Raw genomic sequence first — 26,716 nt, forward strand, 5'->3', positions numbered from 1 at the left:
CGTACCGACAAAACCGCAGGTGCACGCGGGATTTTTCATCCCTGCCGACCGGATTGTCAGTGCTGTCTGCCAGGATCCGGCCATGGATCTCGCGGATGTTCTCGACGGCCTCGACGACCGGCCCTGGGCCGCCCTGCAGCATGCCTACGGCAGCGCCGAGGACGTGCCCGACGGGCTGCGCGCGGTGGCGGGCGACGACACGGAGGCGGCGAAGGAAGCGCTGTACGAGTTCTACGGCAACATCTGGCACCAGGGCACGGTGTACGCGGCGACGGTCGAGGCGGTGCCGTTCCTGGCGCGGCTGGCGGCGGCCGGATGCCACAGCGCGGAGCTGCTGGGCCTCCTCGGCTCGATAGCCGAGAGCGAGGACGCCCACGGGGTCGCGCCGGGCGCCTGCCGCGCGGCGGTCGTCGCGCAGCTGCCGCTGCTGCTGCCGCTGCTGGCCGCCGAGGACGCGCAGGTACGGCAGGCCGCGGCCTGGGCCATCGGGCACACCGGGGCCCAGGCCGAGGCCTGGCCCGGGCTGGAGCGCCGCTGGGCCGAGGAGCGGGGCGGGGTCGTGCGGGCGGAGCTGCTGGCCGCGATGGTCCGGCTGGACCCGGCGGCGAGTGCGAAGGCGGCCACGGGGGCGCTGGATCCGGCGGGCCCGGCCGAGCTGCGTGTCGCGGGGGTGCTGGCCTGTCTGGACGCCGGGCTGCCGTGGGGCGTCGCGCATCACGACGCGGTGCTGTCGGTGCTGCCGGCCGACGAGTTGGTCTCCGAGCGGTTCGACGAGGAGCAGCGCGAGCCGCTGCGGGCCGTCGTCGACGCCCTGCTGCGACGGGACACGGACGAGGATCGGGAGGCCGCGTTCCGGCTGCTGGACGCGGCGTTGGGGAGGGAGGACCCGCAGGTCCGGGGTGAGGCGGTGTGGGCCGCGGACCACGCGTGCCTGGTCTCCCGTGCCGCTCCGGCGCGGCTGGTGCCCGCCCTGGTGCCGCTGCTCGACGATCCCCTGTCGGCGTCGTCCGTGCTGTCGTTGCTGGGCAAGGTGGCGGAGCAGGTGGGTCGTGCAGTGGTTCCGTCGCTCGTGCGGCTTGCGGGAGGCGGAGGGGACGGGGGCAGGGACAGGGACAGGGAGGGCGACGAGGACGGCGGCGATACGGCGGACCTTGCGTTGGCGCTGCTCGTGACCGTCGCGCCCGAGCGGGCCGCGGAGCTGCTCGCCGCCGAACTGCCCCGTCGGCCCCGCGCGCTGGCCGTCGCGGCCGGGGCGCGCGGCCCCGGGGAGAACACGAACGAGGTCGCGCTGCCCTTCTCGCCCGCGCTGCTCGACGCGGCCCGCCGACGTCTGGCCGACCCGGCGGTGACCGGCAACGAACCGATCCATCTGGCACTGCTGCTCGCGTTGTGGGGTGGGCGGGCCGCCGCCGCTGTGCCCCAATTGCTGGACGCGCTGCCACGCATACCGCTTGTCGGGCCCAAGGCCCTGGTGGCGCTGTGTCCCACCGAGGGAGCGGTCCGGGAGCGGGTCGAGAACGGCTTGCGCGAGGCGGCCCTGCGGGGCCCCGGGGACGGCCGACTCGCCTCGGCCCGGGCGCTGCACGAGCTGACCGGCGATGTACGTCCGCTGCTGGACGCGATACGGAACAAGGTGGCGGGCGGCGGCTACGGGGTGCGTGAGGCCGCGCAGGTGGCCGCCGGGCTCACTCCCGCGACCGGCGTCGGTCCTGCCGCTGCCGAACTCGTACCCGCCCTGCGCGGCGCGCTCAGCGATCCGGCGCAGCAGCGGAACATGCCGCAGCTGGACGGTGACGTGGAGCTGGCCGGGGCGCTGTGGCGGCTCACCGGGGACACCACGGAGGCCGTGCGGGTCCTCGAAGGAGTCCTCGCGGAGGCCGGCGGGGCCTGGTTCCGGTGGACCGGGGTCCGGGCGGCCCGGCTGGCGGCACGGCTCGGTTCCACAGCGCGGCCGTTGCGCCCGGCACTGGAAGGGATGCTCACCGACCCGTTGCACGCCCCGGCCGCGACCCTCGCCCTGCTGGCCGCCCTGCCCGAGGAGGAACTGCGCGGCCAGCTGAACCGTACGGCCCTGGCCGACCTGGTCCTCGCCTCGGCGGAGGACGGCACCGACCCCGACGCCGCCTTCGAGGCCCTGACGGCTCTGGGCACCCGCGCCCTCACCACCGAGCAGCGACACAGGCTGGCCGCCCTGGCCGACCGCGATCCGAGGGTGGTGGATTCGGGCCTGGAGGACCAGATCATCCGCAAGGACGAGCGCCTCCGGACCCGGGCCCGGACGGTTCTGGCGGACCTCGGCGGGCGGGACGCGGGGTAGGGGCGAGCGGAGAGCCCTGTAGGGCGCCCGGGTCGTACGCCGGGTGCGGTATGTAGGCGGTTGCTCGCGCCCACGCGGCGGAGCCGCGGATCGGCGCAGGCCCGCGCCCCTGAAAGGACCGGGGCGCGGGTCTCCGCAATCGTCACGCCAGCTGCGACTGCACCTGCGACGCGACGAGTTCCAGGTGGTCCAGGTCGTGGAGGTCGAGGAACTGGAGGTAGAGCCGCTGGGAGCCGACGGCCTGGTAGCGGCCGATCTTGTCGACGACCTCGGCCGGGGAACCGGCGAGACCGTTGGCCTTCAGCTCGTCGACCTCGCGGCCGATCGCGGCGGCCCGGCGGGCGACCTCGGCGTCGTCCTTGCCGACACAGACGACCAGCGCGTTCGAGTACACCAGGTCGTCGCCCTTGCGCCCGGCCGCCTCGGCTGCGGCCCGCACCCTGCCGAACTGCCGCTCACTGTCCTCGATCGAGGCGAACGGCATGTTGAACTCGTCCGCGTACTGCCCGGCCAGCCGCGGTGTGCGGCTCGCGCCGTGGCCGCCGATGAGCACCGGCACCTTGGCCTGCGCGGGCTTCGGCAGCGCGGGCGAGTCGGTCAGCTGGTAGTAGGTGCCCTCGTACGAGAAGGTCTTGCCGGTCTCGGTGGCCCACAGGCCGGTGACTATGGCCAGCTGCTCCTCGAGCCGGGCGAACTTCTCCGGCGGGAACGGAATTCCGTACGCCTTGTGCTCCTCCTCGAACCAGCCCGCGCCCAGGCCCAGTTCGACCCGGCCGCCGGACATCTGGTCGACCTGCGCCACCTGGATGGCGAGCACGCCGGGCAGCCGGAACGTTCCGGCGGTCATGAGCGTGCCGAGCCGGATGCGCTTGGTCTCGCGGGCGAGGCCGGCCAGGGTGATCCAAGCGTCGGTGGGGCCGGGCAGGCCGTCCGCCGAGCCCATGCGGAGGTAGTGGTCAGACCGGAAAAAGGCATCGAAGCCGAGGTCCTCGGTGGCCTTGGCGACGGTGAGCAGGGTGTCGTAGGTCGCCCCCTGCTGGGGCTCTGTGAAGACGCGAAGATCCATGCCTCCCATCCTGCACGCTCGTCCGCCGGTCAACTTCATCGGTCCCTCCGGGGCGACCGCTGCCCGGTCGGGTGAAATCCGTCAACGCCGTGCCCACGACAGGCCCATGCCAGTGACCGGGGCGGACAGTGATCGTTGGCTCGGGCGGAGCCGGACCGCCCGGCACCCGTCGCCGGCGGCCGCTGCCGATGACGCCTGCATACGTGCCCCCTCGGGGGGCGAGGGCCGAGGAGGCCGTCACATGTCCCAGGAAGCCGTGCCGGAGCAGGCTGCCGTGCCTGCGCAGCCCAAGGGTCTGCTTCAGCAGATGGAGGAGTTGATGGCGGCTCTGAACGCGGACCTGTCCCAGCTCGACGCGGACCTCTCGGGCTCCCGCGCCCCCGTGTCCATCGAGGGCACCGACCCGGTCTGACCTGCCCCTGGGAACGGGGACCCACGAGTACAGCGCCCGGCCGACCCTTCCGGCCGGGCGTTCGCCGTGGTAGCGGCCAGAGGGGTTTCGCCCCCGCAGCCGTTACCCGCCCTGCTGGCGGCCGGTGGGGGCTTGTCGCGCCGTTCCCCGCGCCCCTTGAGGGCGCGGGACTCCCTCACCCCGCTGCCGCGTCCCTCTCCGACAGCACCTGGTCCCTCACCGCCAGGCGCCTGAGCATCTCCAGGACCCGGTCCCTCGCCTCGTCCGCCGCGTCGATGGCCTCCATGCACTGCCAGTACGTCGCCTCGTCGTCCGCCCCGCTGGCGAGGCCGACGAGGGCGATGCCGACCTCGCCGAGAAGTGCGCCGAGGCGGAACAGGGACTCATGGGCGTCGCCCAACTCGGTGAGCTGGGCGGCGCGTAAATCGCCTACGCCGAGCGGCGGGGCGCCGAGTATGCCGCAGCCCGTGCCCGCCAGCTCGGTCAAACCAAGGGCCTCGCCCCGCAGTTCGGGCGGCCCCGACACCGCCAGGCGACTGCCGATCGCCTGGGCCAGGGCGTAGGCCTGCCAGGACTCCGCCATGATCTGAGGTCCCTCGAGACCGCACGCCAGCGCACGCCTGTTCGCCAAGATGAGCCGCACCGCATCCATGCGCTGCCCCCGCCTGTCCCGACGCGCTCGTCACACGTCCGCCCGAACTCCTGACTGTCCACTACCCACAGTGAAGGCGTGTGAGACAGAAAGCCAGAGGAAGTCTGAAATCTGTGGATAACAAATCGACTGTGGACAACATTTCAACTCCGGAGAGTGACAATCGGATGAGGGTCTCCCGTCGGAACCCCCCGTACCGCTGCCCGGTCATGGACCCTCCGGCGCCGGGAACCTCCGTTCGTTGCGGTCGATCTTCGCATCCAGCGCCGACAACGGGTCGATGCCGAGCACCTCGCAGAACTGGAGCAAGTAGGCCAGCACATCCGCGACTTCGTCGGTGACACGGTGGGCCGTGTCCGGGTCGGCCATCACCCGGGCCGATTCCTCCGGCGTCAACCACTGGAAGATCTCGACGAGTTCGGAGGCCTCGACGCTGAGGGCGGCGACGAGGTTCTTGGGGGTGTGGTACGGCTGCCAGTCGCGGGCGGCGGCGAAGTCGGCGAGGCGCCGCTGCAGCGCCGGCAGGCTCAGGCGGGCAGGCGCGTGCTTCTCGTCGACGGGCTCGGGTCCAGGTTCGTTCACGCGCCCAGGTCTACCACCGTCACCCCTTCCATCCCCGCCGCCCAGGACGCGTCGCTCACCGCCCCCGCCAGCCGGATGTGGCCGCGCTCGCACATCCGGGCCGCGAGCCGCACGAGGTCCGCGGTCTGTCGCGGCGGCAGACAGCGGTCGAGGCCGTCGGCCAGCACGGTGAGGCTCTGCAGCGCCGCCGGGACCTCGGCGACCGGGTCGACCTCCAGCACCCCGGGTCCGGTGAACAGCACCAGGGCCAGTGCCAGATACCTCAGCTCCCCGTCCCCGAGCAGACCGAGCGGTGTCCGCACCCCGTCGCCCCGGTCCAGTACCGCCCGTACCGTGCCGTCGCCCAGCGGTTCGGCCCGCAGCTCCACGACCGGGCCCGCACACCCGGCACCCACCGCCGCGACCAGCTGCGCGTGCCGTCGCCCGCACTCCCTGCGGGTACGCCACAGCACCTCGGCGAGGTTGTCGCAGCCCGGCAGCAGCCGCCCGGAGCCGAGCGGCACGGCCACCCGCATCCGGCCCGGGCGGGGGTCACAGGCGAAGACGGACCGCAGCGCGACCACCATCTGCTCGGCGGCGGCCAGTACCCGACGCTGGCCGTCCGTCTTGCCCGCGACGCGCAGTGGCAGCAGCGCGGTGCCGAGCCGGTCGTCGGGCAGGGGGCCACGGGTGACCGGCGACGCGCCCGCCGTGTGCCAGGCGGCCTGGACCACGGGGCGGCCCGGATCCACCAGGGCCGTCTCCAGCAGGGTCAGTCCGCCCGATGTCAACCGCTCCCCCACGATCCGGAGTTCGGGTTCGGCCTGGACGGCGAGGTCGAGCCGTACGGGTCCCTCGGGGCCGTCGGCCGTGCAGCCGATCCGGAAGCCGCGCCGTCGCTGGGCGTCCGGGCGGGCCCGCTCGGGCACACAGCTCTCCGGGTCCGGGAACGCCTCGTCGAGCGCGGCACCGCCGCCGAGCCGCGCCAGCGCCTCGTACGCCCGCAGCGCCGTGGACTTGCCGCTGCCGCTGCGTCCCGCGAGCAGGGTCAGCGGGCCGAGCGGGAAGGCGGCCCCGCGATGCCCGGCGAAGGCGGACAGCCGCAGCTCGGTGATGCTCGGGCGGCCGTGCGGTGTCCCGGCCTCCGAGGCCGACGCGGCAGGCGGAGCCGAGGGTGACGGGCTCACGAGCGCCACGCCGGTGGACGACGGGAAAGCGGCGGGTGACAGGGGGGAGGCGGTCATACGCGGACGGTAGGCGTGCGGCCGTCCGGCAAACCGTTCCGCCCAGTCGATCTTCCTACGATCGAGGGAGCGCCCCCGCATGGAGCGGGGCGCTCCCTCGGAAGGGCCTCACACCCCGGGGGCTCCGACGCCCTCCATCAGTCCGCGCACCTCGGTCCCGGGCGGCGTGAGGAGAAACACATTTCGATCGACCCGGTGCATTCCGCTCGCGAGCCCGAAGACGACACCCGTACTGAAGTCCAGTACGCGCTTGGCGACGTCCGTCTCGGCGCCCGACAGGTCGAGCAGTACGGGAATGCCCGCCATCAGCGTCTCCGCGACCTCGCGGGCGTCCGCGAACACATTGATCCGCAGGACGACGAAGCGGCGCCTGGCCTCCGTCTCGGCGTCGGGCAGCGCCCGGTGGCCCACCGCGGACGGCCATGCGTCCCGGCCACGCAACGGCACGACCTGGGCGAGCCCCTCCCACTGTTCGTCGGTGACATCGTGGCTGTTCACCGCGCCTCCCCCTGGCTCGCACTGAATGACTGCATCAACCAATTCTTACGCATGGTCACCCGTTCGGCCCAACTGCGACACGGACCGCTACTCCCCCGCACGTCACAGGGGCCGGATCCCGCCCTCACAGTCGTGCCGCCGGGCATGTGTGGCGGGCGTAACCCCTCATGATCAGGTCATGTGACATCGGCGTAACGGGCAATTCGTACGATCGGGTCTGCCGGGCTGCGACTCGGACGCTGAGCGGAAGCCGACCGGCCGCCGTACCAGACAGCGACGGGACACCGACCGGACACCCCGGACGCCGACAGAGAGGGGCCGCCCGTGGCCGCACAGGGCCCGCAGAGCACGACCACCCAGGTGCGGACCGTGTGCTCGTACTGCGGCGTCGGCTGCGGCATGCTCCTCGACGTCGGGATGGGTCCCGACGGACGGCGTACGGTTCTGAAGGCGTCCGGTGACAAGGCTCACCCCGCGAACTTCGGGCGGCTGTGCACCAAGGGCGCGACGACGGCCGACATGCTGGCCGCGCCCGGCCGGCTCACCACGGCCCTCGTACGGGACGACCGGGGCGACGAGCCGGTGCCGGCGCCCGTCTCCGCCGCGATCGCCGAAACCGCCCGGCGGCTGCGCGCGATCATCGACGAGCACGGGCCCGACGCGTTCGCCTTCTATGTCTCCGGGCAGATGAGCCTCGAAGCCCAGTACCTGGCGAACAAGCTGGCCAAGGGCTTCATCCGCACCAACCAGATCGAGTCGAACTCCCGGCTGTGCATGGCGAGCGCGGGCACCGGCTACAAGCTCTCGCTGGGTGCCGACGGGCCGCCCGGCTCGTACGAGGATCTCGACAAGGCGGACGCCTTCCTGGTCATCGGCTCGAACATGGCCGACTGTCACCCGATTCTTTTCCTTCGGATGATGGACCGGGTCAAGGCGGGCGCGAAGCTGATCGTCGTCGATCCTCGGCGCACGGCGACGGCCGACAAGGCCGATCTGTTTCTGCAGATACGTCCGGGTACGGATCTCGCGTTCCTCAACGGGCTGCTGCATCTGCTGCACGCGGACGGGCACACCGATCCCGACTTCATCGCCGCGTACACCGAGGGCTGGGAGGCGATGCCCGACTTCCTCGCCGAGTACGCGCCGGACGCCGTCGCCGAGATCACCGGGCTCGCCGCGGACGACATCCGGGAGGCCGCGCGGCTCATCGGTGAGGCCCAGGAGTGGACGAGCTGCTGGACCATGGGGCTCAACCAGTCCACGCACGGCACCTGGAACACCAACGCCCTGGTCAATCTGCATCTGGCGACCGGCGCGATCTGCCGTCCCGGCAGCGGGCCGTTCTCGCTGACCGGGCAGCCGAACGCCATGGGCGGGCGCGAGATGGGCTACATGGGGCCGGGGCTGCCCGGTCAGCGGTCCGTGCTCGTGGACGAGGAGCGGGCGTTCGTCGAGGAGCTGTGGGAGCTGGCGCCTCAGACGCTGCGCAAGGACGGGGTCGGCAAGGGCACCGTCGAGATGTTCCAGAAGATGGCCGACGGGGAGATCAAGGCCTGCTGGATCATCTGCACCAACCCGGTCGCCTCGGTCGCCAACCGGAAGACCGTGATCGAGGGGCTTGAGGCCGCCGAGTTCGTCGTCACGCAGGACGTCTTCACCGACACCGAGACCAACGCGTACGCCGATGTCGTGCTGCCCGGCGCCCTGTGGACCGAATCCGAGGGCGTCCTGATCAACAGCGAGCGGAATCTGACGCTCGCCGCTGCGGCCGCCGATCCGCCCGGCGAGGCGATGGCCGACTGGCGGATCATCGCGGCCGTCGCCCGTGAGATGGGGTACGAGAAGGGGTTCTCGTACGACAGCGCCGAGCAGGTCTTCGAGGAGATCAAGCGGGCGTGGAACCCGAAGACCGGGTGGGATCTGCGGGGTGTGACGTACGAGCGGCTGCGGTCGACGCCGGTGCAGTGGCCCGCGGCGCAGGAGAGCGGGCCGGAGCGGAATCCGATCCGGTATGTGCGTGAGGACGGGGGGCTGCTCTTCCCGACCGCGAGCGGGCGGGCCGTCTTTCACGCCCGGCCGCACATGCCCGCCGCCGAGATGCCGGACGACGACTATCCGTTCGTGCTCAACACCGGGCGGTTGCAGCATCAGTGGCACACGCTGACGAAGACGGGGCGGGTGGCCAAGCTCAACAAGCTGAATCCGGGGCCGTTCGTGGAGGTGCATCCCCGGGATGCCGAGCGGTTGGGGATCTCCGACGGGGACTCCGTCGAGGTCGCCTCGCGGCGGGGGCGGGCCGTGCTGCCCGCGGTCGTGACGGATCGGGTGCGACCGGGGTGTCTGTTCGCGCCGTTCCACTGGAACGACCTGTTCGGGGAGTATCTGAGCATCAACGCGGTGACGAGCGACGCGGTGGATCCGTTGTCGTTCCAGCCGGAGTTGAAGGTGTGCGCGGTGGGAGTGACCCGGGTTTCCTCGCCCCCGTCACTGGGCTCCGCCGAGCGGGTGGACGGGTCGGCTGCGGGTGGGCGGGAGCTGGATCGCCCTTCGGGCTCGTCCTCGAACGCCGGACGGGCCGAATTGGTGCCGACCGGGGCCGAAGGGCCCGCCATCGGCGCCGGAATGGCTGCCCTGGGCCTCGAGCCCTCTCCCCCGCCCGTCCTCTCCTCCCAGGAACGGCAGTACCTCACCGGGTTCCTCGCCGGGCTCGGGTCCGGTGTCGTCGGGGTGCCCGTGTTGCCGCCGGACGCGCCGTTCAGTGCTGAGCACGCGTTGTGGGTGAACGGGGTGCTCGCGGGGATGTACTCGCGGTCCGCGGCCCCCGGCGTGGTTCCCGCCGTCGTCGAGCCCGCCGGGCGTGAGGTCGTCGTGCTCTGGGCCTCGCAGACCGGGACCGCCGAGGAGTTCGCGGTGGCCGCCGCCGAGCATCTGGGGGCGGCGGGGCACCGGGCCACGCTGGTCGGCATGGACGACGCCGAGGTCGGTCAACTGCCGCGTGGCGCAGACCTGTTGCTCATCACCAGTACGTTCGGTGACGGCGACGCGCCCGATAACGGCTCCGGGTTCTGGGAGGCGCTGGCCCACCAGGAGGCCCCGCGCATGGACGGTGTGCGCTATGCCGTGCTGGCCTTCGGGGACTCCTCGTACGACGACTTCTGCGGGCACGGCCGGAGGCTGGACACCCGGCTCGACGAGCTGGGCGGGGTGCGGCTCGCGCCGCGTACGGACTGCGAGCCGGACTACGAGCCGTCGGCGGACGCCTGGCTCGACCAGGTGCTCACCGCGCTCGGGACCACCACCACCGCCCCGGAACGCACTGCGGCTCCCGCTCCCTCCGCCACTCCCTCCGCCACCCGGGCCGCCAAGCCCGCGCCCGCCGTCGGCCGGCTGGTCGGCAACAGGCTGCTCAGCCTGCCCGGCGCGGGCAAGGAGGTGCGCCGGTTCACCTTCGACACCAGCGGGACGGGGCTCACGTACGAGGCGGGCGACGCGCTCGGCGTACGGCCGGTCAACTCCCTCGACCTGGTGACGGAGTGGCTGGCCGTGACCGGGCTGGACGGGTCGGCTTCCGTGCACGTCAACGGAGTTGGCGAGCTTCCGTTCGCCGAGGCCCTGCACCGGCATCTCGACATCACCCGGATCAACTCCGACCTGCTGCGCTTCGTCTCCGAACGGACGCGGGACAACCGGGAGTTGAAGAAGCTGATGCGGCCGGACAACAAGGACGGGCTGGCGCAGTGGTCCTGGAGCCGGCAGGCCGTGGACGTGGTGACGGAGTTCGGGGTGCGGGCGTCCGCCCAGGAGTGGGCCGATGTCTTCAAGCGGCTCCAGCCCCGGCTGTACTCCATCTCGTCGAGCCCGCTCGTCGATCCGCACCAGGTGTCGCTGACGGTGTCCGTCGTGCGGTACGAGAATCTGCACGGACGGGCGCGCGGCGGGGTCTGCTCGCCGTTCCTCGCCGACGGGGAGGACGGGATGGAGGTGCCGTTGTCCGTGCAGCGCTCGCCGCACTTCCGGCCGCCGGCCGACCCCGCGACCCCGATGGTCATGGTCGGCCCCGGCACCGGCGTCGCGCCCTTCATCGGGTTCCTCCAGGAGCGGCAGGCCCTCGGACACCGGGCGCCGAACTGGCTGTTCTTCGGCGAGCAGCACCGGGCGACCGACTTCTACTACGAAGACGAGCTGACGGAGCTTCAGGATGCCGGTGTGCTCAGCCGGTTGGACACCGCCTTCTCCCGCGACCAGCGCAAGAAGGTGTACGTCCAGGACCGGATGCGTGAGCACGGGCCCGAGCTGTGGCACTGGCTCCAGGACGGCGCCCGCTTCTACGTCTGCGGCGACGCCTCCCGTATGGCGAAGGACGTGGACCAGGCGCTGCGGGACATCGCCGTGGCGCACGGCGGGCTGACCGAGGCCGAGGCCGCCGCGTATGTGAAGCAGCTGGCCACGGAGAAGCGGTATCTGCGGGACGTGTACTGAGCCGGCCCCCCGTCTCTGAGCCGATCCCTGCTATATCCAGCCCTGCCGCCAGGCGTGGTGCGCTGCGGCGTGCCGCGTGGGGGCGCCCAGTTTGGCCATCGCGGCGGAGAGGTAGTTGCGGACCGTGCCCCGGGCCAGCTGGACCTCGGCGGCGATCTCGGCGACCGAGGCGCCGGTGCGGGCGGCGCGCAGGACCTGTAGTTCGCGGTCGCTGAGCGGGCAGTCGTCCTCGGTCAGCGCGGACGCGGCGATGTCGGGGTCGACGTAGCGGCGGCCGGCGGCGATGTCGCGGATGATCTCCGCCAGCCGGTTCGCGGAGGTCGTCTTGGGGACGAAGCCGCGTACGCCGACGGCCAGGGCGCGGCGCAGTACGGCCGGGCGGGCGTGCCGGGTGACCAGGACGATCCGGGTGGGGAGTTCGGCGGCGATCTCCTCGGCGGCGCGCAGTCCGTCGGTGGGCGGCATCTCCAGGTCGAGTACGGCGATGTCGGGGCGGTGCTCGCGGGCGAGCCGTACCGCGTCGGTGGAGGTGGCGGCCTCGGCGACCACGGTGAGGTCGGCCTCCAGCGACAGCAGGGCGGCCAGCGCGCTGCGCAGGAGGTCCTCGTCGTCGGCGATGAGGAGGCGGATCATCGGGTCACCGGTCCGTTCGCCGGGTGCGGTGGCACGGTGTCGGTCGCGTCCGTCGGCAGTGACGCCTCGATCTCGAAGCGGTCGCCGTCCCTGTGCCACCGCAACTCGCCGTCGGCTGCGCGCAGTCGCTCGCCGAGGCTGTGCAGGCCCGTGCCGTCGCCGTCGGTGGCGGGAAGCCCGTCGACGCCGTCGTTGCCCACCTTCAGGCGGGCCGTGCCGTCGGTGACGCGGTAGTCGACCTCGGTGTGCCGGGCCTGGCTGTGGCGGAGGACGTTGGTGGTGGCCTCCCGCATGACCAGGCCCAGTAGATGCCGGGCGGTGGGCGTCAACTCAGGTGCGGCAGCGGCCGGTAGGAGTGTCGTACGGGCGTCGATGCCGACCGCCGCCAGCACGCGGGTCGCGTTGGCGATCTCGTCCTCCAGTGTCGTACGTCGATAACCCCGCACCACGGCCCGGGTGTCCCTGAGGGCCTCCGCGGACAGCTGTCGTACCTCCCGCATCTCCTCGGCGGCGCGCGTCGGGTCCACCTCCACGAGCCGGGCCGCCAACTCGCTCTTGAGGGCGATGACTTGGAGGTGGTGGCCCTGGATGTCGTGCAGGTCGGCGGCGAACCGCAGCCGCTCGTCCTTGACCGCCAGTTCGGCCTCCAGCCGCCGCGCCCGGTCGAGCCGTCCCGCGAGGTTCCACGCCCAGAGCGGGCCGAGCACCATCCAGACGGTGAAGAGCAGCAGCCCGGCCGGGAAGAGGGTGGCGTACGGCAGTTCCCCGTCCCCGGTGGTCAGGCTGACGGCGGCGCCGGGGAGCGTGGCGAGGAGTGCCGCGCCGATGAGCAGGTGCCGTCGACGGCTCGGCGGGAGGTAGGTGGCGCAGATCGCGACGGTGACGGCGGGGGCCACGGCCCAGAGGCCGTAGTCGCGCCGGGCGAGCGGGAGCGCCGCGAGGACGGTCGTGGCGGCGATCGTGGCCACCAACCACCCCTTGGGCAGCGGGACTTCGGCATCAGGGGTGGGAGTCAGCCATCTTCCGAGGAGGACCGCGCTCGCCACCACGTCGGCCACGAGGGCCGCGGCGACGGGGACGCGGGCCCAGAGGGGAACGTCGCCGTCCAGGATCCAGTCGCCGTAGAAGAGCGCCAGCAGGCACACCGTGGTCCCCGGCACGGTCCACCAGGTGTAGCGACGGAGGCTCGTCAGCCCCGCCCCGCGCTCGCTCGGCCCGTCACGCACGCGGCCATTGTCGCAGGGGTGTTCGCCCGCCCGTCCGCTCATGACAGATGTCATGAGCGGACGTGACATCTCCATGCGAGGACGTGTGGGGACGGCACTACTGGCGGCCGCTCTCCTTTCGGCAGGGTGAAGGCGGACAGACACCCCCACCGGGTATCGCGAGGAATGAGGAGAGCGCCATGCGGAGCCGCGACGACATCGCCGTACATGAACGGGACGGCAGCGGGAGCGCCCGGCGCGGAGGGAGGCACTCCCCTGCCGCCCGTGCCCTGCTGCGCCGCTGGCCCACCGCGCTGGCCCTCGCGCTCACGCTGCCCGGCCTGATCACGGGCATCGTTTCGGAGGGCTCGGGGACCGCGGGCGACGCGGTCGGTGTCCACGGGGAGATCCTGCCCCTGTTGCCGCTGCTGTACGTGATCGTCCATCAGGCCGGGAAGCCCCGGGTGACCTGGCCGTTGCTCGGGGGGAGTCTGGTGGTCGTGTTCGGGCTGCTGGCGCAGGAGGTCGTCTCGCCGTCCGGTGTGCTGGTCGGCGTCGCGCTGGTGGTGCTGCTGTGGGGCGCCTTGCGGGGCACGCCGCACGGCCGGGCCGTGTTCGGGGTCCAGGCGGTGGGCGCCGTCGTGTTCTGCGCGCTCGCGTTGGTGGGGCTCGCCGTGGACCCGGACCTCGGGCGCTTTGTCGTGGCGGCGGGCTGGCTCTTCCACGGGGTCTGGGACTTCGTCCACCTGAGGGCGCGCAGGCTGGAGGGGGTCGTGGCGCCGAGCTTCGCCGAGTGGTGCGGGGTCGTGGACGTGGTGGTCGCCGTCGAGCTGCTGTTCCTGCCCTGATCGGCGACCACCTGGCACCGCTTTTACGAGCTGACCGCTTTTACAGGTTACGGCCGAACAGGTCCAGCAGCGCCGTCCAGTGCCGTTCCGCCGCCTCGGCGTCGTAGGCGGAGGTGTCGGCCTGGGTGTAGCCGTGGGTGGCGCCGGTGTAGACCTCGGTGCGGTGGCGTACGCCCGCCGCGGTGAGCGCCTTCTCGAAGCCGTCGATCTGCTCCGGGGGCAGGCCGGGGTCCTGGTCGGCGTGGCCGAAGTACACCTCGGCGGTCACCGCGTCCACCGACAGATGAGGGCTGTCCGGGGCGTCGGTCACCAGCCGGCTGCCGTGGAAGCCGGCCACCGCGGCGACCCGCTGCCCGAGCGCCGCGGCGGTGGGCAGGGTCAGTCGGGCGCCCATGCAGTAGCCGGTGAGGCCTATCGGCCCGTCCGTGGTGTCCGGGCTGTCGGCCAGCCACCGTGTGTACGCCTCGGCGTCGCGCACCGCCAGCTCCGGTGTCACCGACAGCACGAGGGGATAGATCTTCTCCCACAGGTCGGGCCGCGCGCCCGTGTCGATGAACTCGGGCAGGTCGAACACGGGGGTGCGGCCGTGCCGGTAGAACAGGTTGGGCACCAGGACCGTGTAGCCCGCGGCGGCCAGCCGGTCGGCCATCGCCCGCAGTTGCGGGCGCAGTCCGAAGGCGTCCATGTAGAGCAGGACCGCCGGGTGCGCGGCGTCGTCGTCGGGCCGGACGAGATAGGCGTCGGCCGTGCCGTCCTCGGTCGTGATGTCCACGGATGTGCCGCGTACGGCGGTCATACAAGTGCCTCCCGTTTACCTGAAGTCGCAGTCACCCCACGGTAGTCCTCCGCTCTCGGCGCTCCGCGCCCAGGCGGGCGTAGTGAGCGAGGAGGTCGGGGGCGTCGACGGCGGCGGGGCTGACGACCTGGTCGGCGGGGGCGCCCTGGAGGAGGCGTTTGACGGGGACCTCCAGTTTCTTGCCGGTGCGGGTGTGCGGGACGGCGGGCACGGCGAGGATCTCGTCGGGGACATGGCGGGGTGAGGCGCCGGTGCGGACGGCCTCGCGGATGCGCTCGCGCAGCGGGTCGTCGAGTTCGGCTCCGGGCGCGAGGACCACGAACAGCGGCATCCAGTAGCCGCCGTCGGGCTCCTCCGCGCCGATGACCAGGGCTTCCGCTATCTCCGGCAGGCGTTCGACGACGTCGTGGATGTCAGCGCTGCCGAGGCGTACGCCGTTGCGGTTCAACGTGCTGTCGGAGCGGCCGTGGACGATCACCGAGCCATGGCCCGTGACCGTGATCCAGTCGCCGTGCCGCCACACGCCGGGGTACGCCGCGAAGTAGGCCTCGTGGTAGCGGCCGCCGTCCGGGTCGTTCCAGAAGCGCAGGGGCATCGAGGGCATGGGGCGGGTGACGACCAGTTCGCCCACCTCGTCCGTGACCGGGCGGCCCTCGGTGTCGTACGCGGCCAGCGCCACGCCCAGGTGGGGCGCGGACAGCTCGCCCGCCCAGACCGGGGTGGTGGGCGCGCCGCCCGCGAAGCCGGAGACGACGTCCGTGCCGCCGCTGATGGAGACGAGCTGGACCCGGTCGCCGACGTGGTCTCGGACCCACGGGTACGCGGACGCGGGCAGCGCGGAGCCGGTGCAGCCGACGGCCCGGATCGCCGACAGGTCGTGCACGGACGGGGCGATGCCGAACTTGGCCATGCCCAGCAGGTACTGGGGGCTCGTGCCGAAGACGGTCACCCGGTGGCGGGCCGCCAGCTCCCACAGGACGTCCGGGCGGGCGAAGGGGGCCGGGCTGCCGTCGTACGTGCAGGTCGTCGCGCCCGTCAGGAGGGTGGAGACAACCAGGTTCCACATCATCCAGTGGGTGGTGGTGTACCAGAGGAGACGGTCGCCGGGGCCGAGGTCGGAGTGGAGGCCGAGGGTCTTGAGGTGCTCCAGCAGGACGCCGCCGTGGCCGTGGACGATGCCCTTGGGCAGGCCGGTGGTGCCGGAGGAGAAGACGACCCAGAGCGGGTGGTCGAACGGTACTGGCGTGCAGGCGAGTTCCTCGGTGCGGGTGGCCGCGTCCTCCCAAGGGATCGCAAGCGAGGGGAAGTTGTCCGGAAGCTGCGACAGGCCCACGTGGGTGACGAGGAGCGTGGCCTTCAACGTCGGGAGCGCGCCCGCCAGTTCGAGGACGGCTTCGCGGCGGTCGTGCGTGGTGCCGTTGAAGAGGTAGCCGTCGGCCGCGATCAGCACGGTCGGTTCGAGCTGGGCGAAGCGGTCGGCGGCGGCCTTCGGCGCGTAGTCCTGGCCGCACACCGACCAGACGGCGCCGAGGCTCGCGGCGGCGAGGAACGCGACCACGGCGTGCGGGGTGTTGGGCAGATAGCCGACGACGCGGTCGCCGAGCCCCACGCCCAGCTCGCGCAGGGTGGCGGCGACGGAGGCGACCTGGGCGCGCAGCCGCTGCCCGGTCACCTCGTACGCGGCGCCCGTCTCGTCCAGCGCGATCACCGCCGGTTCGTCGGCGGCGAGGTCGCGCAGGGCGTGGTGGGTGTAGTTGAGGGTGGCGCCGGTGAACCAGCGGGCGCCGGGCATCTGCTCCTCGGCCAGCACCCGGTCGTACGCAGGGGCCGCGTCGATGTCGAAGTAGTCCCAGAGCGCGCCCCAGAACCCCTCCAGGTCGGTGACCGACCAGTGGTGCAGGGCCGCGTAGTCGGAGCCGGCCGCTTCGACGCCCCGGTGGCGTGCGGCCCAGCGGGCGAAGTCGGCGATGCGGGTGCGGTCGGCGGTCTCCGGGTCGGGAGACCAGAAGGGGGCCGGGGCGGTTTTCGGGTGTGGCGTTTTCGGGTGTGGCGTGGTCATGGCGCGGTGCTCCTCGGCAAGAGTGCGGGCTGTTCGGCGGGCCGGCGGGTGGTGCACAGCAGGGGCGCCCAGGCGGAGGTGCCCGTGAAGCGGTCGCCGCCTGCCGGGACGGTGTCCAGGACGACCCGGTCGGGCCGCAGCAGTACGGCGTCCGCGTGGCCGGCGCGCAGCCAGTCGGCGAGGGTGCCGTCGTCGACCTCGCCCACCCGCACGACCTCGGCGCCGAGCCCCTCCGCGAGGGCGTGCGCCGACGGCGGCAGGGGCACCGCCGTAAGGACGGCGAAGGAGTCGCCGAGCACGTCGTCGAGGCGGACGAGGCCACCGTCGGCGGCGCGGGTCCAGGGCTGCGGGCAGTGGGTGCCGCCGAGGCGGCCCCGGCTTACCAGCGGGCCCGTGGGCAGACGGCGGCTGAGGTTGCGGGCGGCCAGGCCCGCCACTCCGGGTATCCGGCCGGCCGCGGCCACGGCCGTCCGGCGCAGGGCGGCGGCCCCGTCCTGGCCGCCGGTCATGGCCCAGCCGGTGGCGACCGCGAGCCGGATCACATGCCGGGCGTGCGGCTTGCGCTCACGTTCGTACGTCTCCAACATCCGCTCGTCGGCGCCCTGTTGGAGGACGGCGGCCAGTTTCCAGCTCAGGTTGTGGGCGTCCCGCAGCCCCGAGCACAGGCCCTGCCCGACGAACGGCGGGGTCAGATGGGCCGCGTCGCCGAGCAGGAAGATCCGGCCCCGGCGCCAGCGGTCGGCGACCCGGGCCCGGAAGGTGTACCGGGCCTGTCGCACCACCTCGAAGTCGGTGTCGTACGCGATGTCCACCCAGGGGGCGACCAGCTCGCGCAGCCGCTCGGCGTCGGGCTCCGTGTCGTCCGGCAGCCGGAACTCCCAGCGGTAGCGGTCCTCGCCGATGCGCATGAAGGTGGCCGGGCGGTTCGGGTCGCAGACCTGGTCGACGCCCTCCCAGCAGCGGACCCGGGCCTTCGTCCGGACGTCGACGACGGTCCAGCGCTCCTCGAAGCGCAGGTCCTCCCATGCGGCGCCGACGGCCTCGCGGGTGAGGCTGCCCGCGCCGTCGCAGCCGAGGACCGCGTCCGCGCGCAGCCGGTGCGTACGGCCGTCCTCGTCGCGGTAGGTCACGTGGACCGGCCCGTCGGTGTCGTCCTGCCGTACGGCGGTGACCTCCGCCCCGCCCCGCAGCTCGCACTCCGGGCGCTCGGCGAGGGCGGTGCGCAGCAGCCGTTCCAGCTCGGGCTGGTCGAACATGCTGGTCTGCGGGAAGCCGTGGTGGCCGTGCGGGGAGCGCGGGAACTCGGCGATCACCCGGTGCCGGGCGTCGAGGAGCCTGAGGCCGCGCGCCGGGCGGGAGACGGCCGCGAACTCCTCGTGGATCCCGGCGGCCTGGAGGATCCGGCGCACCTCGTCGTCCGTGGCGACGGCACGCGGCAGGGGGTAGACGTCCTGGTGGCGTTCTAGCACGACGCTGCGGACACCACGCCGGGCGAGCAGGAGCGCGGCGGTCACTCCCACGGGCCCGGCGCCGACGATCACCACGGGTACGGAGACGGACTCGGTGTCGTCCCCTGATTCGGCTCGGTCGACGGTCATACGCGGCTCACCTGTGGTTTCTGCTTCGTGTCCGCGATCGGGGTGCGCTGCTCGCCCAGGTCGATCCGCCCGTCCGGCGTGGCGATGGTGGCGGTCACCAGGTCGCCCTCGTGGAGGTAGTGCGGATTGCGGGCCTGGCTCTTGAAGAACGCGTTCCACTTCACGGCGGGCGGCAGCAGCGAGCCGATCTTCTCGACGGCCTTCGGCGGTGCCTTGAGGGCCGTGCCGCCGGGGGTGCCGGTCAGCAGCAGATCGCCGGGGTCGAGGGTCTGGAACCTGGCCAGCAGGGTCAGCGCCTGCGCCGGGCGGACGATCATGTCGACGAGGGTGCGGTCCTGCCGCAGATCGCCGTTGACGCTCAGCCTCAGCCGCAGATCGAGGAGACGGTCGAACTCCTCCGGCTCCAGGAGGGTCAGATGGGGGCCGGTCGGCGTGAACGTCGGGTACGACTTGCTCTCGTAGAACTGCGTTCTGGTCAGCTGGACGTCACGGGCGCTGATGTCGTTGGTGATCACCAGCCCGGCGACGTATGAGGGCAGGTCCCGCTCCTCGACGACGGTGCCCACCGGGAGCGGTGCCCCCATGACGAGGCCGAGCTCGATCTCGTAGTCGAGGAACTTCACGTGCGAGGGCCGCACGACCGGCTCGCCCGGGCCGCTGACCGAGCCGGACGCCTTGCGGAAGAAGGCGGGCGGGATGTCGCTGGTGAAGCCCGATTCGCGGGCGTGGCTGCGGTAGTTGACCATCTGGCAGACCACCCGGCAGGGCGTGGTGACCGGGGAGAGGGCGGCCAGGTCGGCGACCGGGGTGCCGGCCTCGCCGGAGGCGGCGGCCTCCCGTACGGCGTCGCGGTCGCCCAGCAGCTCGGCGGTGGTGACGGCCTTGGTGTCGACGGGGACGGCACGGTCGCCGCGGACGGCCCACCAGCCTTCGGCGGTGCGCAGGATGTTCGTACTCATGTCATTGCCTTCGTGAGGGGGCGGGGTCAGGAACGGGCGGCCTTGAGCAGACCGAGGAGGCGCGCCGGGTCCATCTCGTTGTCGCCGCGCAGGGCCTGGACGACATCGCGGACCCGCTGCGGGGAGGGGCTCGCGCCGAGGAAGTCCCGGGTGGCCGGCGGGCCCCACTGGGCGAGTCCGCTGGTCGACATGGGTGCCCAGCCGGGTTCGAGGTCGCAGGAGAACAGGTCGCCGTCGGCGAAGTGCTCCAGCATGAAGTGGTCGGGGTCGCGCCAGTAGTCGAAGAGCTGGCTGCCCTGGATGTGCCGACCGATGCCCCAGCTGCGCCGGTAGCCGCGCTCGCCCAGGTACTCCCCGCCGGCGGCGAGCGCGTCCAGGTCGGTGACCTGGTACGCCGAGTGGGCATAGCCGGTGCCGGGCCCGAGATGCATGGCCAGGGTGTGGTGGTCGACGGCCAGGGAGCCCTGGTCGCAGCGGATGAACGCCATGGTCGGACCGCGGTCGCGCTGCCCGTCCAGGAAGAGGAAGTCACTGACGATCATGCCGAGCGTGTCCAGATACCAGTCCAGGGCCCGCGCGAACACCCTTGTCTCCAGCACCACATGGCCGAGCCGCTGGATCCGGGACGGCTCGCGGGGCGGGCGCTGGGGGGCGTTCGTACGACGGTGGTCCGTGCCGAAGTTCAGGGTGAGCGGCTGCTGTCCGGGCAGCTCGGGGAGCCGCTCGGCGCAGTGCACGACCCGGACCGGGAAGCCGGAGGGGTCGAGCAGCTCGACGGATCGTCCGCCGCCGGGGACCGCAGCTTGATCGAGGTCTCGCACCTCGGTGCCGGTGGCGCGGGCCAGCCGGTCCAGGTCGGGCCGCTCGGCCGCGCGGAACGCCGGGCCGATGAAGCGGGACGTGCGCCCCTTGCGGATCACCATGCAGGGCGAGCCCGCGAAGGTGCCGCGCAGCCACAGCTCGCGCTCCGTGCGGGCGGCGATCTGGAAGCCGAAGTCCCGGGCGAAGACCTCCGCCCGGTCCAGGTCGGGCTTCTCGAACTCCAGCCAGGCCAGGTCGGCGACCTTGATCACCGGGTTCCGGGACCGGCCCGGGTGCTCACCGCGCAGGGCGCCCCGCTCACTGTGGAGGTCCTGATGGGCTGTCCGTGACATGGCGTCGTCCTCCAAGCAACATGGCCGTAATGATGAAATCATCAAGTTTGATTCTTTCGCCGTCAAGGCTTCGGCGAGGTGAAGTGATGGATTCATCAGAACTGGGGGCGATCTCGCCGCCCCGACTAGACTCACGACATGCCTACGTCAGCCCCGCCCAGCAACCGGTTCGAGCGGCGTCGCGCCGAGACCCGTCAGGCACTCGTCCGCGCGGCCCGGCAGATCCTCGCCGAGACCGGGGACACCAGCGCGAGCATCCAGGCGATCGCGGAGCGCGCGGACGTGGGCTTCGGCTCCTTCTACAACCACTTCGAGTCGAAGACCGATCTGTTCGACGCGGCTGTGGTGGACGCGCTGGAGGAGTTCGGCCAGGCCTTCGACGAGCGACTGCGGGGTATCGACGACCCGGCGGAGCTGGTCGCGGCGGGCTTCCGGCTCAGCACCCGCATGACCGAGTCGCACCCGGAGCTGATGCAGATCCTGCGCCACCGCGGCCTCGGCTACCTCCACTCCGACCGGGGCCTCGCGCCCCGCGCCCTGCGCGACCTGGCGGTCGGCGTCGCCTCCGGCCGCTTCTCCCCCGTCGAGCCGATGGTCGCCCTGTCCGCGCTGGGCGGGACCCTGCTGTCCCTGGTGGAGCTGAGGTTCACCCGCCCCGACCTGGACGGCGACGAGGCGGCGACGAATCTGGCCGAGATGGTCCTGCGCATGCTGGGGGTGCCCCCGGAGGACGCCCACGAGGTGGCGCGACGACCGCTGCCGGACTGATTCATTGCTCACACATGTGCGGGCCGGCCGCCGAGGCGATCCGGCACACGGTCGCCGCCAACGGCACCGCGACCCCGGACGCCGCGCCGGCGCCGGCCCGTTCCGTCCTCGCCCTGTGGCCGGTCGACGACCGCTACCGCACGCTGCTCACACTCGCCCGCCAGGACCTCGGGCCCGCCCGGCTCGGCGCGCTCCTCGCCCCGGCCCGGGACGCGGCCACCGACACGGCTGACCCCTTGCCGAGTTCACCCCGCGGCTGCCGCGCCGCCTGTTGCTTCCGAGGGCGCTTCCCGGCATCGGCGGCGCCTTCAGCGTCGTACGAGTCAGGGTCCCAGGCGGCTCGTGGTCGCCGTCGTACGAGCGGCCCGGCGGAGAATCAGGACTCGGTCGCGGGCTCCGCGGCGAACGACTTCACCACGTCCACCACCGCGCGTGCCCGCTCCTGCGGCACCCCCGCCGAGATGAGCGTGGCGACGGCGACCCGGGTCCCGTCGTCCTCCAGCGCCCCGGTGTTGACCGCCTCCAGCAGTGCCATGTTCATCGCCTCCAGCCCCGCGCTCAGCACGGCGGGCCGCAGGTGGGTGTGGAAGACGCCGTCGCGCTGGCCCCGCGCCAGGATGGCGGTGACCTCGTCTCGCGCCGGGGCCAGGATCTCGGCGACGCGCTCGGTGCCCAGGTCGCGGCGGGCGAGGGTGAGGAGCAGGCGGTAGCGGTCGCCGACCGGCCAGATGGAGAACACGAAGTGCGCGAGCGCCCGGTCGGCCGGCTCCTTCGGCCCCGCCGCGCCCGCCAGCACCTCGCGCAAGGCCTCGGAGGCCTCCTCCGCGAGCGCCTCCAGCAACGCCGCGCGGCCGGGGAAGTGCCCGAAGAGGGTCCGTCGTACGACACCGGAGGCGCGGGCCAGTTCCTCCAGAGTGATGTCCGGGTTCCGGCCCAGCTCCCGCCGGGCCGTGGCCAGGATGCGCGCCCGGTTGGACCGCGAGTTGCTACGCATGGGCTCGCGGGCCGCGGGCTTGGTCACGGGAACCTCGTGGGAGTGAGAGCGGGAGAGGGACCGGCGTCCGGCGAAAAGCACGCCCATTCTGGCACGCGACCACCGGCGGACCCATGTGCGGCCCTTGCGCACCCCGGGCGGACAACCGGGAAAACACCAGGTGACACACCCGCAACAAAACTTGGGGCATTCGTTTTCTTGAACTGTTCGTGTTTATGGGGGTAGGTTTGCCGTCATGACCGCACCCCACTCTCCGACCATCGCCGAGGAGCTGCGCGGTGCCGGCCTGCGGGTGACGGCAGCCCGCGTCGCACTGCTGGAGACCGTCCGGGGCGGAGACCACCTCGGAGTCGAAGCGATCGCGACAGGCGTTCGCGACCGCGTGGGCCACATATCTCTTCAAGCGGTGTACGAGGCCCTCCACGCGCTGACCGCCGCGGGACTCGTACGCCGGATCGAACCGGCCGGCAGCCCGGCCCGCTTCGAAGGCCGCGTCGGGGACAACCACCACCACGTCATATGCCGTGCGTGCGGGGTCGTCGCCGATGTGGACTGCGCGGTCGAGGCGGCCCCCTGCCTGACCGCGTCGGAGGATCACGGTTTCGCGATCGACGAGGCCGAGGTCATCTACTGGGGCTTCTGCCCCTCCTGTTCCACCACTCGCAGTTCCTGACCAGTTACTCATCAGTCGCTTCAGTCGCTCATCGGCAATTTTTCGGTTCCTGATCAGTCCCTGAGCAGTTTCTGAGCACCAATAGTTCCGCCCAGTCCCGGAAGGATCCCCCATCCCATGTCCGAGAACCTCGAATCCGCAGAAGCGAAGTGCCCGGTCGTTCACGACCGTGCCCTGCACCCGACCCAGGGTGGCGGAAACCGCCAGTGGTGGCCGGAGAAGCTCAACCTGAAGATCCTTGCCAAGAACCCGGCCGTGGCCAACCCGCTCGGTGAGGAGTTCGACTACGCCGAGGCGTTCAAGGGTCTGGACCTCCCGGCGGTGAAGCAGGACATCGCCGCGGTGCTGACGGACTCCAAGGACTGGTGGCCGGCCGACTTCGGTCACTACGGCCCGTTCATGATCCGTATGGCCTGGCACAGCGCGGGCACCTACCGCATCAGCGACGGCCGCGGCGGCGCCGGCGCCGGCCAGCAGCGCTTCGCCCCCCTCAACAGCTGGCCGGACAACGGCAACCTGGACAAGGCCCGCCGTCTGCTGTGGCCGGTGAAGAAGAAGTACGGCCAGAGCCTGTCCTGGGCCGACCTGATGATCCTCGCCGGCAACGTGGCGCTGGAGTCCATGGGCTTCGAGACCTTCGGCTTCGGCGGCGGTCGCGAGGACGTCTGGGAGTCGGAGGAGGACGTCTACTGGGGTCCCGAGAAGGTCTGGCTCGACGACCAGCGCTACACCGGCGACCGCGAGCTGGAGAACCCCCTCGGCGCCGTCCAGATGGGCCTGATCTACGTCAACCCGGAGGGCCCGAACGGCAACCCGGACCCGATCGCCGCGGCTCGCGACATCCGTGAGACCTTCCGCCGCATGGCGATGAACGACGAGGAGACCGTCGCCCTCATCGCCGGTGGCCACACCTTCGGCAAGACCCACGGCGCGGGCCCGGCGGACCACGTCGGCGCCGACCCCGAGGCCGCCCCGATCGAGGCGCAGGGCTTCGGCTGGGCGAGCACGTACGGCAGCGGCAAGGGCGGCGACGCGATCACCAGTGGCCTGGAGGTCACCTGGACGAGCACGCCGGCCCAGTGGAGCAACGGGTTCTTCAAGAACCTCTTCGAGTACGAGTACGAGCTCACGCAGAGCCCGGCCGGCGCCAACCAGTGGGTGGCGAAGAACGCCGAGGCGATCATCCCCGACGCGCACGACGCGTCGAAGAAGAAGCTCCCGATGATGCTCACCACCGACCTGTCGCTGAAGTTCGACCCGGTCTACGAGCAGATCTCGCGTCGCTTCTACGAGAACCCCGACCAGTTCGCGGACGCCTTCGCCCGCGCCTGGTACAAGCTGACCCACCGTGACATGGGCCCGAAGTCGCTGTACCTCGGCTCCGAGGTCCCGGCGGAGACCCTGCTGTGGCAGGACCCGCTGCCGGAGGCCGAGGGCGAGACCATCGACGCGGCCGACGTCGCGGCCCTGAAGGCCAAGCTGCTCGACTCGGGCCTCACGGTCGCGCAGCTGGTGTCCACCGCGTGGGCGTCGGCCTCGACGTTCCGCAACAGCGACAAGCGCGGCGGTGCCAACGGCGCCCGTATCCGCCTTCAGCCGCAGGCCGGCTGGGAGGTCAACCAGCCCGACGAGCTCGCGCAGGTCCTGCGTGTCCTCGAGGGTGTCCAGGCGGAGTTCAACTCCGGCGCCAAGAAGGTCTCCCTGGCCGACCTGATCGTCCTCGGTGGCGCCGCCGCCGTGGAGAAGGCCGCCAAGGACGCCGGTCACGACGTCGAGGTCGCCTTCACGCCGGGTCGTGTGGACGCCACGGACGAGCACACCGACGCGGAGTCCTTCGCCGCGCTGGAGCCCACCGCCGACGGCTTCCGCAACTACCTGGGCAAGGGCAACCGTCTGCCGGCCGAGTACCTGCTGCTCGACAAGGCGAACCTGCTGGGTCTGAGCGCCCCCGAGCTGACCGTCCTCGTCGGCGGCCTGCGCGTCCTCGGCGCCAACTACCAGCAGACGGCGCACGGTGTCCTCACCGACGCCCCGGGCAAGCTGACGAACGACTTCTTCGTCAACCTGCTCGACCTGGGCACGACGTGGTCGGCGACCTCGGAGGACCAGAACACCTTCGAGGCCCGCGACGACGCCACGGGCGAGGTCAAGTGGACCGGCACCCGCGCCGACCTGGTCTTCGGCTCGAACTCCGAGCTCCGTGCCGTCGCCGAGGTCTACGCGAGCGACGACGCGAAGGAGAAGTTCGTGAACGACTTCGTCGCCGCCTGGGTCAAGGTCTCGAACCTCGACCGGTTCGACCTGGTCTGATCCTTCTGATCGAAAGCCCGATCAAGAGCTGGATCAAGAGCTGGATCGGGAGCTGGATCGGGAGCCCGATCAGGAGCTAGTACGACCCCGACGTCCGGGTCGGCCCGCTGGGGCCGGCCCGGACGTTCCTGTTGTGGGTCACACGGGCCGCGGTGTGAGGCGCTGATGGCCCTTTCGGTCGTAGTACACGGTCATCGCGAAGCCGAAGAGGAGGGCGAGGACCGTGCCGAGAGCGATCATGATCCAGGAGCGGGTGAGGCCCGCGTCGCCGCGCGCGTCGAAGTAGAGGATCGCCCGGACCCCGTCGCTGAGCTGCCGCATGGGCTCGAAGTGGGAGAGGAAGCGGTAGAAGTCGGGGACGGCCTGGAGTGGGACGGTCGCGCCCGAGGAGGGCAGGCCGAGGACGATGAACACGAACATGGACACCAGTTGGCCGATGCCGCCGAACGCCGCGTTGATGGCCTGCACGCCGAGGCCGACGGCCAGGGCCGCGCAGTAGGAGTAGATCCACAGCAGCGGCAGATGGGAGGCGTCCATGTCGAGCATGGCGACGCAGGCCAGCATCACCAGTGAGGCGCTGATGAGGGTGATGCCCGCTGTCATGGCCATCTTCAGCAGCAGGGTCTGGGTACGGGTGATGGGCACGGTCGGGCGACGGGTGTGCCAGGGGCCGATCTCGTTGTCGGCGTAGCCGAGGGCGGTGTCGACGCCGTTGCTGATGACGTTGCCGCCCATGAAGCCCGCGAGGACGAGGAGCAGCGTGTAGTAGAAGGCGGTCAGGCCGAGACCGCTGTGGGTGCCGATGGGGTGGCCGACCTCGGAGACGACGGTGACCGGATCGGCCAGCAGCAGCTTGGTCCTGGCGTCGGCGCCGGTGACGGACGCCGTGAGCTGCTCACCGATGGTCGAGGACGCCGCGTGGGCCGCCTTGGTGGTGATCTGGCTCGCGAGGGACGAACCGAGGCTGCCCTTGCCGGGGTTGGTGAGGACCGTCATCGTGGGCCGCTTCGTGGCCCCGGTCGTGGCGAGCGCGGTGACCGAGTCGGTGAAGTCGGCCGGGACGACCAGCGCCCCGTAGACCTTGCCGGAGTCGAGCTGGTCCTGGGCCTGGGCACGGGTGAGCGTGCGCCAGTCCGCCTTGCCCCCGGCGGTGTCGGCGGCGATCGCGGCGGTCACCTGGGTCCCCAGGTTCTCCTTCTGCCCGGTCGGCGGTTCACCGGTGTCGCTGTTGACGAGGGCGATGGGCAGATCCCGCAGATCCCCGTTGGGGTTGACGATGCCGCCCATGTAGAGCAGCGACAACAGCAGGGCGAGCAGCCCGGTCAGCACGGCGGGCAGCAGCCACAGCTTGGGGCGGCGCAGCAGCGCGGCGGCGGTGGCCCGGGGGCCTGGCTCTGGGCCTGGTTCGGCCATGGTTCTCCGTAGTTCCGGGCGGTACGAGGACCGGGCGGGGCGGGGTGGGATCGGACTGCCGGGGTGGGCCGGGGCAT

At 72.0% G+C, this 26,716-nt stretch carries 21 protein-coding genes; 7 read left to right on the forward strand and 14 right to left on the reverse strand.

What is annotated here, in order from left to right; translation table 11 throughout:
- The first annotated feature begins 82 nt into the window (after positions 1 to 82).
- Positions 83 to 2,317 carry a hypothetical protein gene (locus tag SGFS_RS17000; RefSeq protein WP_286251199.1) on the forward strand — a complete coding sequence of 745 codons (2,235 nt, stop codon included), beginning with the start codon at positions 83 to 85 and terminating at the stop codon, positions 2,315 to 2,317.
- A 142-nt stretch (positions 2,318 to 2,459) separates the two neighbouring features.
- Here SGFS_RS17000 and SGFS_RS17005 read toward each other — a convergent pair whose 3' ends face one another.
- Positions 2,460 to 3,383, reverse strand: coding sequence for an LLM class F420-dependent oxidoreductase (locus tag SGFS_RS17005; protein WP_286251200.1), 924 nt, complete (start codon positions 3,381 to 3,383; stop codon positions 2,460 to 2,462).
- Between the two features lie 241 nt (positions 3,384 to 3,624).
- Between SGFS_RS17005 and SGFS_RS17010 the strand changes: the two genes are divergently transcribed.
- Complete coding sequence (locus SGFS_RS17010) at positions 3,625 to 3,795, forward strand: hypothetical protein (protein WP_286251201.1); 171 nt, start codon at positions 3,625 to 3,627, stop codon at positions 3,793 to 3,795.
- 175 nt (positions 3,796 to 3,970) lie between these two features.
- Here SGFS_RS17010 and SGFS_RS17015 read toward each other — a convergent pair whose 3' ends face one another.
- From SGFS_RS17015 to SGFS_RS17030, 4 genes are all read right to left on the reverse strand, one after another.
- Positions 3,971 to 4,447, reverse strand: a complete 477-nt coding sequence (locus tag SGFS_RS17015; RefSeq protein ID WP_286251202.1) for a DUF6099 family protein — start codon at positions 4,445 to 4,447, stop codon at positions 3,971 to 3,973.
- A 207-nt stretch (positions 4,448 to 4,654) separates the two neighbouring features.
- Positions 4,655 to 5,029 carry a nucleotide pyrophosphohydrolase gene (locus SGFS_RS17020; protein ID WP_434027279.1) on the reverse strand — a complete coding sequence of 125 codons (375 nt, stop codon included), beginning with the start codon at positions 5,027 to 5,029 and terminating at the stop codon, positions 4,655 to 4,657.
- Positions 5,026 to 6,252 (reverse strand): AAA family ATPase, encoded by a 1,227-nt coding sequence (locus SGFS_RS17025; RefSeq protein ID WP_286251203.1) that lies wholly within the window; start codon positions 6,250 to 6,252, stop codon positions 5,026 to 5,028. Before SGFS_RS17025 ends, SGFS_RS17020 begins: the two co-directional genes overlap by 4 nt.
- A 108-nt stretch (positions 6,253 to 6,360) precedes the next feature.
- Positions 6,361 to 6,750 carry a cell division protein SepF gene (locus SGFS_RS17030; protein ID WP_286251205.1) on the reverse strand — a complete coding sequence of 130 codons (390 nt, stop codon included), beginning with the start codon at positions 6,748 to 6,750 and terminating at the stop codon, positions 6,361 to 6,363.
- Between the two features lie 324 nt (positions 6,751 to 7,074).
- Here SGFS_RS17030 and SGFS_RS17035 point away from each other — a divergent pair, with 324 nt between their 5' ends.
- On the forward strand, positions 7,075 to 11,229 hold the full coding sequence (locus SGFS_RS17035) for a bifunctional nitrate reductase/sulfite reductase flavoprotein subunit alpha (protein ID WP_286251206.1): 4,155 nt from the start codon (positions 7,075 to 7,077) through the stop codon (positions 11,227 to 11,229).
- Positions 11,230 to 11,259: 30 nt separating this feature from the next.
- On the opposite strand, the gene SGFS_RS17040 is transcribed toward SGFS_RS17035, so the two are convergent.
- Both SGFS_RS17040 and SGFS_RS17045 read right to left on the reverse strand, forming a co-directional pair.
- Positions 11,260 to 11,862 (reverse strand): response regulator transcription factor, encoded by a 603-nt coding sequence (locus SGFS_RS17040; RefSeq protein ID WP_286251207.1) that lies wholly within the window; start codon positions 11,860 to 11,862, stop codon positions 11,260 to 11,262.
- Complete coding sequence (locus tag SGFS_RS17045) at positions 11,859 to 13,088, reverse strand: sensor histidine kinase (protein WP_286251210.1); 1,230 nt, start codon at positions 13,086 to 13,088, stop codon at positions 11,859 to 11,861. The genes SGFS_RS17040 and SGFS_RS17045 overlap by 4 nt, the downstream gene beginning before the upstream one ends.
- Positions 13,089 to 13,267: 179 nt before the next feature.
- Between SGFS_RS17045 and SGFS_RS17050 the strand changes: the two genes are divergently transcribed.
- Positions 13,268 to 13,915, forward strand: coding sequence for a hypothetical protein (locus SGFS_RS17050; protein WP_286251212.1), 648 nt, complete (start codon positions 13,268 to 13,270; stop codon positions 13,913 to 13,915).
- A gap of 40 nt (positions 13,916 to 13,955) precedes the next feature.
- On the opposite strand, the gene SGFS_RS17055 is transcribed toward SGFS_RS17050, so the two are convergent.
- From SGFS_RS17055 to SGFS_RS17075, 5 genes are read right to left on the reverse strand one after another with little or no spacing between them, the layout of a single operon-like run.
- The gene (locus tag SGFS_RS17055; protein ID WP_286251213.1) at positions 13,956 to 14,711 is read right to left on the reverse strand and encodes a dienelactone hydrolase family protein; all 756 of its coding nucleotides are present in this window, start codon (positions 14,709 to 14,711) and stop codon (positions 13,956 to 13,958) included.
- A 31-nt stretch (positions 14,712 to 14,742) separates the two neighbouring features.
- Positions 14,743 to 16,770, reverse strand: a complete 2,028-nt coding sequence (locus SGFS_RS17060; protein WP_286251214.1) for an acetoacetate--CoA ligase — start codon at positions 16,768 to 16,770, stop codon at positions 14,743 to 14,745.
- Complete coding sequence (mhpA, locus tag SGFS_RS17065; RefSeq protein WP_286251215.1) at positions 16,767 to 18,368, reverse strand: bifunctional 3-(3-hydroxy-phenyl)propionate/3-hydroxycinnamic acid hydroxylase MhpA; 1,602 nt, start codon at positions 18,366 to 18,368, stop codon at positions 16,767 to 16,769. Before mhpA ends, SGFS_RS17060 begins: the two co-directional genes overlap by 4 nt.
- Positions 18,365 to 19,327: a fumarylacetoacetate hydrolase family protein gene (locus tag SGFS_RS17070; protein ID WP_286251216.1), complete on the reverse strand. Its 963-nt coding sequence runs from the start codon at positions 19,325 to 19,327 to the stop codon at positions 18,365 to 18,367. The genes mhpA and SGFS_RS17070 overlap by 4 nt, the downstream gene beginning before the upstream one ends.
- A gap of 26 nt (positions 19,328 to 19,353) precedes the next feature.
- The gene (locus SGFS_RS17075) at positions 19,354 to 20,481 is read right to left on the reverse strand and encodes a VOC family protein (RefSeq protein ID WP_286251218.1); all 1,128 of its coding nucleotides are present in this window, start codon (positions 20,479 to 20,481) and stop codon (positions 19,354 to 19,356) included.
- Between the two features lie 138 nt (positions 20,482 to 20,619).
- On the opposite strand from SGFS_RS17075, the gene SGFS_RS17080 reads away from it, so the two are divergent.
- Complete coding sequence (locus tag SGFS_RS17080; RefSeq protein WP_286251219.1) at positions 20,620 to 21,249, forward strand: TetR/AcrR family transcriptional regulator; 630 nt, start codon at positions 20,620 to 20,622, stop codon at positions 21,247 to 21,249.
- Between the two features lie 376 nt (positions 21,250 to 21,625).
- Here SGFS_RS17080 and SGFS_RS17090 read toward each other — a convergent pair whose 3' ends face one another.
- Complete coding sequence (locus SGFS_RS17090; RefSeq protein WP_286251220.1) at positions 21,626 to 22,270, reverse strand: TetR/AcrR family transcriptional regulator; 645 nt, start codon at positions 22,268 to 22,270, stop codon at positions 21,626 to 21,628.
- A gap of 208 nt (positions 22,271 to 22,478) precedes the next feature.
- Here SGFS_RS17090 and SGFS_RS17095 point away from each other — a divergent pair, with 208 nt between their 5' ends.
- Together SGFS_RS17095 and katG are read left to right on the forward strand one after the other, a co-directional pair.
- A complete protein-coding gene (locus SGFS_RS17095; protein WP_286251221.1) occupies positions 22,479 to 22,916 on the forward strand; it encodes a Fur family transcriptional regulator in 438 nt (145 codons plus the stop codon).
- Positions 22,917 to 23,033: 117 nt separating this feature from the next.
- Complete coding sequence (gene katG, locus SGFS_RS17100) at positions 23,034 to 25,226, forward strand: catalase/peroxidase HPI (RefSeq protein WP_286251222.1); 2,193 nt, start codon at positions 23,034 to 23,036, stop codon at positions 25,224 to 25,226.
- Positions 25,227 to 25,364: 138 nt separating this feature from the next.
- Here the strand turns inward: katG and SGFS_RS17105 are convergent, their stop codons facing one another.
- The gene (locus SGFS_RS17105; protein ID WP_286251224.1) at positions 25,365 to 26,639 is read right to left on the reverse strand and encodes a YhgE/Pip domain-containing protein; all 1,275 of its coding nucleotides are present in this window, start codon (positions 26,637 to 26,639) and stop codon (positions 25,365 to 25,367) included.
- Positions 26,640 to 26,716 lie beyond the last annotated feature (77 nt).

Source organism: Streptomyces graminofaciens, assembly GCF_030294945.1.
Classification (GTDB): domain Bacteria; phylum Actinomycetota; class Actinomycetes; order Streptomycetales; family Streptomycetaceae; genus Streptomyces; species Streptomyces graminofaciens.

What these genes read in the sequence shown, in the direction of transcription:
- SGFS_RS17000 (WP_286251199.1), top strand. Translation starts at nt 83, where the DNA reads ATGGATCTCGCGGATGTTCTCGACGGCCTCGACGACCGGCCCTGGGCC.
- SGFS_RS17005 (WP_286251200.1), bottom strand. Translation starts at nt 3,383, where the DNA reads ATGGATCTTCGCGTCTTCACAGAGCCCCAGCAGGGGGCGACCTACGAC.
- SGFS_RS17010 (WP_286251201.1), top strand. Translation starts at nt 3,625, where the DNA reads ATGTCCCAGGAAGCCGTGCCGGAGCAGGCTGCCGTGCCTGCGCAGCCC.
- SGFS_RS17015 (WP_286251202.1), bottom strand. Translation starts at nt 4,447, where the DNA reads ATGGATGCGGTGCGGCTCATCTTGGCGAACAGGCGTGCGCTGGCGTGC.
- SGFS_RS17025 (WP_286251203.1), bottom strand. Translation starts at nt 6,252, where the DNA reads ATGACCGCCTCCCCCCTGTCACCCGCCGCTTTCCCGTCGTCCACCGGC.
- SGFS_RS17040 (WP_286251207.1), bottom strand. Translation starts at nt 11,862, where the DNA reads ATGATCCGCCTCCTCATCGCCGACGACGAGGACCTCCTGCGCAGCGCG.
- SGFS_RS17050 (WP_286251212.1), top strand. Translation starts at nt 13,268, where the DNA reads ATGCGGAGCCGCGACGACATCGCCGTACATGAACGGGACGGCAGCGGG.
- SGFS_RS17055 (WP_286251213.1), bottom strand. Translation starts at nt 14,711, where the DNA reads ATGACCGCCGTACGCGGCACATCCGTGGACATCACGACCGAGGACGGC.
- SGFS_RS17060 (WP_286251214.1), bottom strand. Translation starts at nt 16,770, where the DNA reads ATGACCACGCCACACCCGAAAACGCCACACCCGAAAACCGCCCCGGCC.
- mhpA (WP_286251215.1), bottom strand. Translation starts at nt 18,368, where the DNA reads ATGACCGTCGACCGAGCCGAATCAGGGGACGACACCGAGTCCGTCTCC.
- SGFS_RS17070 (WP_286251216.1), bottom strand. Translation starts at nt 19,327, where the DNA reads ATGAGTACGAACATCCTGCGCACCGCCGAAGGCTGGTGGGCCGTCCGC.
- SGFS_RS17075 (WP_286251218.1), bottom strand. Translation starts at nt 20,481, where the DNA reads ATGTCACGGACAGCCCATCAGGACCTCCACAGTGAGCGGGGCGCCCTG.
- SGFS_RS17080 (WP_286251219.1), top strand. Translation starts at nt 20,620, where the DNA reads ATGCCTACGTCAGCCCCGCCCAGCAACCGGTTCGAGCGGCGTCGCGCC.
- SGFS_RS17095 (WP_286251221.1), top strand. Translation starts at nt 22,479, where the DNA reads ATGACCGCACCCCACTCTCCGACCATCGCCGAGGAGCTGCGCGGTGCC.
- katG (WP_286251222.1), top strand. Translation starts at nt 23,034, where the DNA reads ATGTCCGAGAACCTCGAATCCGCAGAAGCGAAGTGCCCGGTCGTTCAC.
- SGFS_RS17105 (WP_286251224.1), bottom strand. Translation starts at nt 26,639, where the DNA reads ATGGCCGAACCAGGCCCAGAGCCAGGCCCCCGGGCCACCGCCGCCGCG.